The sequence below is a fragment of the Achromobacter sp. SIMBA_011 genome (assembly GCF_046535435.1).
Lineage (GTDB): Bacteria > Pseudomonadota > Gammaproteobacteria > Burkholderiales > Burkholderiaceae_B > Achromobacter > Achromobacter dolens.
In genome coordinates this window covers 1-302 of the sequence record NZ_JAWRWN010000239.1, presented here as the reverse complement: position 1 = coordinate 302, position 302 = coordinate 1, and the positions used below count along the sequence as shown (strand labels likewise).

General features: G+C 60.9%; 1 protein-coding gene. It reads right to left on the bottom strand.

The features are described 5' to 3' along the window. A partial coding sequence (locus SB816_RS30750) for a Tn3 family transposase (protein ID WP_410548086.1) occupies positions 1-302 on the bottom strand: 302 nt, incomplete at both ends.

The window sequence follows — 302 nt, the reverse complement described above, 5'->3', positions numbered from 1 at the left end:
GCCGTCGAGCACGTAGGGCGCTTCGCTCTCGGACGCCTGGATCATCCGGGAGAAGAAGGAGGCGAAACGATTGGAAAGAAAGCCATAGATCGAGGCACCTGGCCGTTTGCCGTATTTTGCATTGTATTCGAGGCTGGCTTCACCGCGCCCGCCGGCCGGAAAGAACTGCCCGTCCGAGGAGGAGATATGACCGTCGCCCCAGACTGCGGCGAAGGGATGAGCCTGCTGCGCATCGACCAGCACGGCGGTCGCCGTGGCATAGGTTTCCGAGCGCAGATGCCTATCTACCATCAGCATCATCT